This window comes from Thiocapsa sp. UBA6158 (genome assembly GCF_002423035.1).
In the GTDB taxonomy this organism is placed as follows: Bacteria; Pseudomonadota; Gammaproteobacteria; order Chromatiales; family Chromatiaceae; genus Thiocapsa.
The window spans coordinates 66,408-75,045 of sequence record NZ_DIUM01000106.1; the positions used below are offsets into that span (position 1 = coordinate 66,408).

At 63.7% G+C, this 8,638-nt stretch carries 8 protein-coding genes and 2 pseudogenes; 9 read left to right on the plus strand and 1 reads right to left on the minus strand.

What is annotated here, in order from left to right:
• Positions 1-38: 38 nt before the first annotated feature.
• The 9 genes and pseudogenes from B4N44_RS14455 (at position 39) to B4N44_RS14490 (ending at position 7,500) form a co-directional block, all read left to right on the plus strand.
• Positions 39-1,619, plus strand: coding sequence for an alpha/beta hydrolase (locus tag B4N44_RS14455; RefSeq protein WP_296702139.1), 1,581 nt, complete (start codon positions 39-41; stop codon positions 1,617-1,619).
• A gap of 247 nt (positions 1,620-1,866) precedes the next feature.
• Positions 1,867-2,313, plus strand: a complete 447-nt coding sequence (locus tag B4N44_RS14460; protein ID WP_296702141.1) for a hypothetical protein — start codon at positions 1,867-1,869, stop codon at positions 2,311-2,313.
• A gap of 556 nt (positions 2,314-2,869) precedes the next feature.
• Complete coding sequence (locus tag B4N44_RS14465) at positions 2,870-4,624, plus strand: 2-oxoacid:acceptor oxidoreductase subunit alpha (RefSeq protein ID WP_296702142.1); 1,755 nt, start codon at positions 2,870-2,872, stop codon at positions 4,622-4,624.
• A 1-nt stretch (position 4,625) separates the two neighbouring features.
• On the plus strand, positions 4,626-5,462 hold the full coding sequence (locus B4N44_RS14470; RefSeq protein ID WP_296702143.1) for a 2-oxoacid:ferredoxin oxidoreductase subunit beta: 837 nt from the start codon (positions 4,626-4,628) through the stop codon (positions 5,460-5,462).
• The gene (locus tag B4N44_RS14475; protein WP_296702146.1) at positions 5,459-5,989 is read left to right on the plus strand and encodes a ferritin-like domain-containing protein; all 531 of its coding nucleotides are present in this window, start codon (positions 5,459-5,461) and stop codon (positions 5,987-5,989) included. The genes B4N44_RS14470 and B4N44_RS14475 overlap by 4 nt, the downstream gene beginning before the upstream one ends.
• A 134-nt stretch (positions 5,990-6,123) precedes the next feature.
• Positions 6,124-6,234, plus strand: a pseudogene (locus B4N44_RS19980) (hypothetical protein); the annotation flags it as partial.
• Positions 6,235-6,384: 150 nt separating this feature from the next.
• Positions 6,385-6,600 (plus strand): hypothetical protein, encoded by a 216-nt coding sequence (locus tag B4N44_RS14480; protein ID WP_296702148.1) that lies wholly within the window; start codon positions 6,385-6,387, stop codon positions 6,598-6,600.
• A 196-nt stretch (positions 6,601-6,796) separates the two neighbouring features.
• A pseudogene (locus tag B4N44_RS14485) lies at positions 6,797-7,075 on the plus strand (hypothetical protein); the annotation flags it as partial.
• 224 nt (positions 7,076-7,299) lie between these two features.
• Positions 7,300-7,500 carry a hypothetical protein gene (locus tag B4N44_RS14490; RefSeq protein WP_296702159.1) on the plus strand — a complete coding sequence of 67 codons (201 nt, stop codon included), beginning with the start codon at positions 7,300-7,302 and terminating at the stop codon, positions 7,498-7,500.
• A gap of 292 nt (positions 7,501-7,792) precedes the next feature.
• Here B4N44_RS14490 and B4N44_RS14495 read toward each other — a convergent pair whose 3' ends face one another.
• Complete coding sequence (locus B4N44_RS14495; protein WP_296702150.1) at positions 7,793-8,413, minus strand: hypothetical protein; 621 nt, start codon at positions 8,411-8,413, stop codon at positions 7,793-7,795.
• Positions 8,414-8,638: the final 225 nt, after the last annotated feature.

Consider the following 8,638-nt stretch of genomic DNA (forward strand, 5'->3'; position numbering starts at 1 on the left):
CGCGGATCGGATACTGTCGTCCCTCAGCCCGAGATCCGATGCATCCCTCAGACACAACCCCTGTCGGGCAGAAGCGCGCCGGCATCGTCGGTGCGGTGATCACTCCCGTCATTGTAGCCGTCATTGCGGTCTGCCTGTTGGCGGCCGGATTGTTGAAGCTCGAATCCGCCACCCGGGGGCTGTCGATCGTCCAAGTGCAGGAGGCCGGTGTGCCCATGACCCTGTATCGCCCCGCGGGCGATGCGCTTGCCCCGGTCGTGGTCATCGCGCACGGGTTCGCTGGGTCTCGTCAAATGATGCAGGCGTACGCCGTGACCTCGGCACGCAACGGCTATATCGTCGTCACATTCGATTTTCCGGGGCACGGGCGCAATTCCACACCGTTCGTTGCCGACCTGGAAGACCAAGCGACCCGGTTGCGCCTTCTGACGGACGCGCTCGTGCCGGCAGTGGCCCTGGGTTTGCGGCAGCCCGGAGCGGACGGTCGGCTCGCACTGCTCGGGCACTCGATGGCGGGCGATGTCCTGGTGCGCTTCGCCGAGTCTGCGCAGATGCCGGTCGCGGCCTCCGTGCTCGTCTCGCCCTATCTCTCGGAGGATACGGACACCGCGTCCCTGCGCAATCTACTCTTCGTCTACGGCGACCTGGAGCCCGAGATGCTCCATGGACAAGGACGCGCGGCCATCGCCGCGGTGACGGGCAGCGAGGTCGAGTCGGGACGGACCTACGGCGACCCGAACGACGGCAGTGCGCGGCGTCTGGTGCTCGCCCCCGGCGTCGAGCACATCGGGGTGCTGTATGCGCAGAGTGCGTTGGCCGAGTCGCTGGCCTGGCTCGACACGACGTTCGAGCGGGACGGCAGCGGTTTCATCGACCGGCGCGGCACGGGCTTGGGGCTGCTCTTTCTCGGCATCCTCGCTCTCGCGTGGCCCTTGTCCCGACTTCTGCCCCGGGTGGTCGACCGGCCGCACGGTGCGGGTCTGAGCTGGCGGCGGTTGCTGCCGGTCGCCATTGCGCCGGCCGTGCTGACACCGCTCATCCTTTGGCGCGTCCCGAGCGACTTCCTCTCGATCATGCTCGGGGACTATCTTGCGCTGCACTTCGCCGTCTACGGCATCCTCACTACAATCGGCGTATGGATCATGCGCCCCGCGGTGCCGGCTCGGCACGGCCCGGTGAGCCGATCGGCACTGGCGATCGCGATCCTCGGCGTCTCGGTTTACACGACACTGGCCTTCGCGTTGCCGACGGATCGGTTCGTGACGGCATTGCTTCCGGGTTTGGAGCGCCTGCACCTGGTGCTGGCGATCCTCGCCGGAACACTGGTCTATTGTCTCGCCGACGAGTGGGCGACCCGTGGACCCGGGGCGGCACGCGGTGGATATTGGCTGACCAAGCTCCTCTTTCTGATCTCGCTGCTCGCCGCGGTGGCGCTGAACCTCAACGCGCTGTTCTTTCTGGTCATCATCGTGCCGGCGATACTGGTGCTGTTCTTGATCTACGGTCTCATGAGCGGTTGGGTCTACCGCAGCACCCGTCACCCCGCCGTTGCTGCCGTTGCGAATGCGATTGCATTCGCTTGCGCCGTCGCCGTGACCTTCCCGATCGTCTCGATTTGATGGCCCCAACAACCTTATTTATGCCGTGGATTCGGGCCATGCCGTCAGGCGGTTGCGCGATATTTTTTGATCCTGCGCAGGCTACTCTTGGAATCTGCTTTCGCGTAAACTACCAAAAGCGCTAAGGTTTACTGGAGCAGCGACATTGACCGCAGCCTGTACCTTAGGTCAACACAAAAACTCGGCCGTCCGGCCGAATCGCCTTGAACCACCAAGTTTATTACCTATCGACCGGAGGAGCTTTAGCATGGTCGCATTCGCCGAATTACACGCGCAGAACCACAAGATTACGGAACTCTCGAACGTGTTTCTCTATTTGGTTCGAGACCGCTCCATGTGCGATACGGATGTCACCTGCGACGTCTTCTTCGATTTGACCAATCGCGTCAAAGAGCACATGGAGCTCGTGGATCGGGAGATCTGCGGTCCGCTCATCTCCAATCCGGATCAAAAGGTTAAGAATACCGCGAATCGTTTTCTCTCCGGCTCGACCGAGATCAAACGCATCTTCAATGCCTATGTGAAGCAGTGGTGCTCGCAAAAGCGCCGCTCCTTGACCATCGATGATCATCCTTCCTTTCTGCAGGATACCGAGCAGATGTTTGCGCTGGTGATGGATCGGATTCAGCGCGAGACGGAGCATCTCTATCCGCTGATCCGTAAACTCGAAGGGGCAGACAAGCAAGTCGCGTAGCGGAGTGATTCGGCGGCCTCTGCGCCGCCGTGTCTCCTGGCTCTCGACCACGACCTTGACCTGAATTCCGAGCGGCACGCGGCTGCCGACCTTCTCGCATGCCTCGAAGCGGCTCGGTGTCCAGGGGGCCGCGGCGCCTTGGATCTCCTCCTCTCGTCGACCTGCTCCAGATCATCGTGCAAGCGCTGGAGGATCTGCAGGCAATCGGCTCACGTGGCGCGGAGCGCCACCGGGCATGCGTGACACCGCAGAGCGAATGTCACGAGTCACGGAGGTTTCGATTCCTAAACCGCGTCCGGTACGAACGGACCGAGTTGCACCGAGCGTTTCGGCATGCACGGCATCTCCTGTCGCACAGGATGCGGTTTAGCCCTTGACGTACCGAACATTCCCCTCGCGCCCTCGAGCGCGTAGCGTGTCGCTGCGGAACGAGCGTCCTGCGGGGATGCTGTCGCAGACTCAACGGCGATACCCCAGCTCGAGGTGCGAAAGCCTTTGCGCACGTCGCGCCTTTGCGGTTCCAATAGTCCGAGCGATTTCAACGAGCGGAGCGCGGATGACCGAACGATCGACCCTCGCCGGGGGCGCCACCCTCGCCATCACGGGCTCCGGCGGCAGCGGGGCGGTCACGGCGGGGCTCATCCTACTCGCCGCCGTCGGGCGCGCTGGCTATTACGGTCTGCTCGGCCGCTCCGCCGGTCCGCAGATTCGCGGCGGCGAGTCCGCGGCCATGCTGCGCTTCGGGCCGCAGCCGATCGAGTGCATGGGCGGCCGCTTCGATCTGCTCGTGGGTCTGGATTGGGAAAATGTCGCCCGCTTTGCCGACGAGCTGCCGCTGGATCGCACCAGTCTCGTCCTGACCGACGCACAGGCCGGGCCGATCCCCGAGATCCTCGTCCGTTCAGGCGCGCAGGTGCGCAGCATGCCCTGGAAGGCGCTCGCCGATGCCCAGAGCGAAGGCCGGATGAACATGGTCGCGCTCGGCATGGTCGGCGCAATGCTCGGTTTGCCGCTGGACGCGCTCGAGGCAGGCGCCCGGGCGACGCTCGGCGACAAGGGCGGTCGGGTGTTGACCTCGTCGCTTGATTGCATCCGCTCGGGTTACTCGGCGACAGATGCGGCGCCTGTGCCTCCTTCGGCGCTCGCCCCGCCTGTCGCGCGCTGGAACATCAGCGGCAACGAGGCCGCGGGACTGGGTGCCGTTCGCGGCGGGGTCCGATTCGTCGCCGCCTATCCCATCACCCCGGCCAGCGAGGTGCTGGAATGGCTCGCACCCCGTTTGGAGCTGCTCGGCGGCTCGCTGCTCCAGGCCGAGGACGAGCTGGCATCCATCAACATGATCATCGGCAGCTCGTTCGGCGGCGTGCCCTCGCTGACGGCGACCTCCGGCCCCGGCCTAAGCCTGATGGTCGAAGGCTTGGGTCTGGCCGTTGCGAGCGAGACCCCGGTCGTGGTCGTCAACGTCCAGCGCGGCGGTCCATCGACCGGCATCCCGACCAAGTCGGAGCAGTCCGACCTGAACATCGCCCTGCACGGCCTGCACGGCGACGCCCCGCATCTGGTCCTGGCCGCTCTGGGCATCCGCGATTGCGTCTACACGGTCGAGTGGGCGGTCGGTCTGGCCGAGCACCTGCAAACGGTCGCGATCGTGCTGTCGGATCAGATGCTGGGTCAGTCGCGTGCGATCGTCGACCCGCCGGGCGATTTGCCGTTCGGGGCGGTGCAGCACACGCCTTTGCAGCGCCTGATCGGCACCGACGCGGATCCGGATCATCGCCGCTATCGGCCGACGCCCGACGGGGTCTCGCCGATGGCCTTACCCGGTTTGCCGGGCGGCATGTATACCGCAGAGGGTCTGGAGCACGGTCCGGGCGGTGCGCCCTCGAGCCGCGCGATCGACCACGCCGAGCAGCTCGACAAACGGCTGCATAAACTGACCGGCTTCGACTACGGCCACGGTTGGGCCGAGATCCGGGGCGAGGGCGATCATCTGCTCCTGACCTGGGGCTCCTCGGCGGGCCCGGTCTTCGAGGCTGCGGAGCGTTTGCGTGGATCGGGCACTCCGACGCGGGCGATTGCACTGCGCCTGCTCGCGCCGCTGCAGCGCGATGCGCTGCTCGAGGCCATCGGCGCGGCCGGGTCGATCCTGGTGGTCGAGCAGAACCAGACCGCACAGTGTTTCGCCTATCTCCATTCACAACGCGCGCTCCCGGCGCACGCTCGGTCCTATGCGCGCCCCGGCCCCTTGCCGTTGCGTCCCGCGGAGATCATGCGCGCGCTGATCGGAAGCCACACGCGCGAGGAGACTTGAGATGGATACAGCCATCGTCACCCCGACCCTCCGAGCCAAGGACTACAAGTCCGAGGTCGCACCCGTCTGGTGTCCCGGCTGCGGACACTTCGCCGTGCTCTCCGCCGTGACCAAGGCACTGGCGCATCTGAAGCTCCCCAAGGAGCGTGTCGCCATGATCTCGGGAATCGGCTGCTCTTCGCGATTGCCGGCCTATGTCGATGCCTACGGTTTCCACGGCATTCACGGCCGTGCGCTGCCGCTCGCCTCCGGGCTAAAAGCAGCCCGGCCGGATCTGACGGTGATCGTCGCGGGCGGCGACGGCGACGGCTTCTCGATCGGCGGCAACCACTTCCTACATGCCTGCCGACGCAACATGGACCTGACCTACATCGTCATGGACAACGAGGTCTACGGCATGACCAAGGGTCAGGCCTCGCCGACGACCCAGCCGGATTGGGCCAAGAGCAAGCTCACGCCCCACGGCACCGGCATGCGGCCCTTCCTGCCCACGGCGATTGCGCTCGCGGCCGGCGCGAGCTTCATCGCCCGCGGTTTCGCGGGTGATCCCAACGGTCTGACCAAGCTGCTGGTGGAGGCGATCGAGCATCCGGGATTCGCTTTTCTTCAGGTCTTGAGTCCCTGCCAGACCTTCCGCCCGGAGCAGAAGGAATGGAAGCACCTGGTCCATCCGAGCGACATGGCGCCGACCGACGATCCGGTCGAGGCCGCCCGCTTTATCCAGGCCGACGACGGTATGGCGCTCGGCCTTTTCTATGTTCGGCGGCTACCGGTCTGGCAGCCGCAACACCAGCCGACCGCGACCCCCGCGGATCTGGAACGGGAGTTCGTGCTATGAGCACACTCGCGAGTCAGCGCATCGAGTCCGTCGCCGAGTTTCTGGTGCACGCGCTCGAGCTCGAGCACGAATCGGCCGAGCGTTATCGTCAGCTCGCCGAGACCATGACCCTGCACCACAACCACACGGTTGCAGCGGTCTTTCGACTCCTCGCCGACATGAGCGCCGCACACGCCTCCGAGGTGAGCGCCCGCGCCGAGGGCATCCGGCTTCCGGAGATCGCCCCTTGGGACTTCAAATGGGCCTGCCCCGGCAGCCCCGAGGTCGATTGCGACGACTTCGACGTCAGCTATCTGATGACCCCGCTCCAAGCCTTCGAGCTGGCGCTCTTCAACGAGATCCGCGGCCGCGACTTCTACGCCTTCGTCGCGACCGATTCGCCGCAGCCGCAGGTCCGCGCGCTCGCCGCCGAGATGGCCGCCGAAGAGAACGAGCACGTCGAGCTGGTCGCCACCTGGGTCGAGCGCGAGCGCCTGGTCGCAACCCGGATCCCGGAGGACCTGGATCCGCCGAATCTGCAGGGGTGAAGCTTGTCCTTCGGAATGGCGACGACCGCATCCTTCCGGGGTTTGAGTCCCGCTCGCGCTTGGGGCAGATGCGGATGGCCCGCGTGGAGACGCGAGATCGGACGGCGATCGGTAAACAGACGAGGTAAGACGCGATGACGGGACAACAAACAGAGCAGGTGCCGGTCGCACTCCAGGGCGAGTACGACGCGAGCACCGCGTTGACCGACCCATTCTGCGAGGCCCATTTGAACACCGAGTACCGGGATCCGTGTCGACGGATGGTCGCGAAGCTGTGCCGAAAACGACTTCGAGACCACCGGCCTGACGCCGGACATGGGCGACCGTACAACCGAGATCGCGGCCGTCTTGATCCGCGACGGGCGCATTGTCGATCGGCACAGGCCGATGCCGAAATGGCGGCGAATCTGACGCTGTATCTGGAACGGGCCTTGATGGAGCGGTTCGGGCTCTCGGGTGTCACCCACGACCTGCTCGGGCGGATTCAGCGCACGGCAAAGACCCAGCTTGAAAGCTGCATCGCGCGCTACGGCGGAGCTGGCTCGTCGGAGAAGGGATCCAGCGGCAAGACGGGGCGTCGGCAGCGCAGCCGATCGGGCGCGGCATCATGACGTAGCCGAAGACCGGCGCACGGTTCGGCAGCCTCCGGCTCGTCGATCGCGATCCCTATCGTGACCGCGGCAATGCAGAAGGCTCGCTCCTGCGGCTTAGGCTGGGTTTCTGCTCTCGGATCCGGATACCCTCCGGGATTGCGTTGCGGCGGGTCGGCGGCGGGAAGCAGATGAGATTTGCGACAGGGGTGTTCTGATGCCAACCGAGGGGTTATCACGGAACTTCGGATTTCTGCGGGCCTACGAGGAACAGCTTGATCGCCTCGGCGCTCTGGCAGAAGGCTATTTCGCCGATGATCCCTCGACCTGCCTGATCAAGCTCCGCCAGTTCGGCGAGGAGCTGGCCCGCCAAGTGGCCGCGCGGAGCGGTCTTCTCGCGACCCCGGACGAACTGCAATCGGACCTGTTGCGTCGTCTCAAATTCGAGCCTGCGGTTCCTCCCGAGGTCCTCGACCTGTTTCGTCAGGTCCGGATTCTCGGCAACCGCGTGACGCACCATGGCGACGGTGACCACCGGGATGCCCTGACCACGCTCCAGGTCGCCCGGCAACTGGCGATCTGGTTTCACCGGACCTTCGGAAGGGATGCCGGCTTCAAGCCTGGCCCTTTCGTGCCGCCGACCGCACCGCTGCCGAATGGCCGACCGCGAGCGGTCCGGCCGATGAGGCGCTCTTCTATGGCTTACAGTGTCTCGGCACGGTGGAGGCGAAGCGCGAACGCAAGAACGTCTCCGCCGCCGTCGATCAGTCCGAGCGCTATGCGCGCAACATCCTCCTCGAGGACGGCGAGGCGGAGGCGAGCGGGGGGCCGTGGGATGCCTACCGGGTCCTCTTCGTCTTCGCGACCAATCTCAAACACGTCTACCAAAGGGTGTACCCGGATCTCAATGGATACGCCTAGTTCGGAACCGTTCGTCGATAAAACAAGCACTTGTCGGTCGAGCGCTCGGCCATTTTTTGGGATTGGCGTGTGCGGCTACATTTGGCCTGAGCATCTGTTTTCAAAAAAACCATACGTTTCCCCGAAATCCGGGAGAGTCCGACCTTCCGCCGTAACAGGCTGATTAAATTGCTGGTTGAAGTCCAGCCGATGGGGTTGCTCCTACACCATTGTAGTGCCCCGGAGCGGCGTTTGGGTAACCTCCGTCCCTACTGCGGCCCCTGTTGTTTGCAATGATGGCCCTCGACCCGGTCTACAACCAATCATGCACCGCGGAATCCTTCCGTACTTTGTCGAGATCTGTATCATGCGAGTGTGCACTTCGCATGTGCTCGGCGATCTGCCGAAAGGCAGGATGCGAGCTCGCGACATAGTGCACGGTGAGCGCAGGTCCCGAAGTCGGCAAGATCTCGCGTCCACCTGAATCCACGATCTTTTGCTTGATGCCGTTGAAGGGCGAGCCGCCGAGATACTTGTCGGAGTACATCCGAAGGATATCGGCATACCTGTGCATTGCAACGGAGGAGAATGTCCGGCTGACATAGAAGAGCCCCTGCGATGAAAAATGGAGCTCGTCGCGAATTCGATAATCCTCGATCCGAAAGCGGTAAACGAAGATCGCTTCCGTCATGGGATTTGGCGAATGGATGGAATGTCCTGGTCGACCGAGGTGGTCCATGACTGTCTTTCTGGATTCACCGATATCCAGTTTGCGATGAATCAAGATCGTGCGGGTCGATGTCAAGGGCCGAAAACGGGAGGAGGATATCAACAGGGGCCAGTATGCAGACACACAATCATATTGCTCTCGAACCCTGTCTTCATAGCGGATTCGAGCGCGGCTTCGTCGAGCGATGGTTAAGAAATCAAGCATAGATATCGGGTCGTTCTTCAGCGTTTCACTAATAGCACTTCGAGGCTTTGTATTGCGGTAGTTCTACGCTATTTTTCAATGGCATGAGTTCGCGCAGACGTCGTTATTGGGTTCGTGTTGACTGATCATTTTTCTACTGATTGGCACCACGGACTGCTTGCTGCGATTGACGCACCGGAGCAGGGGCACGGAACTTTACAATTATAGTGCCCTGCACGATGGACT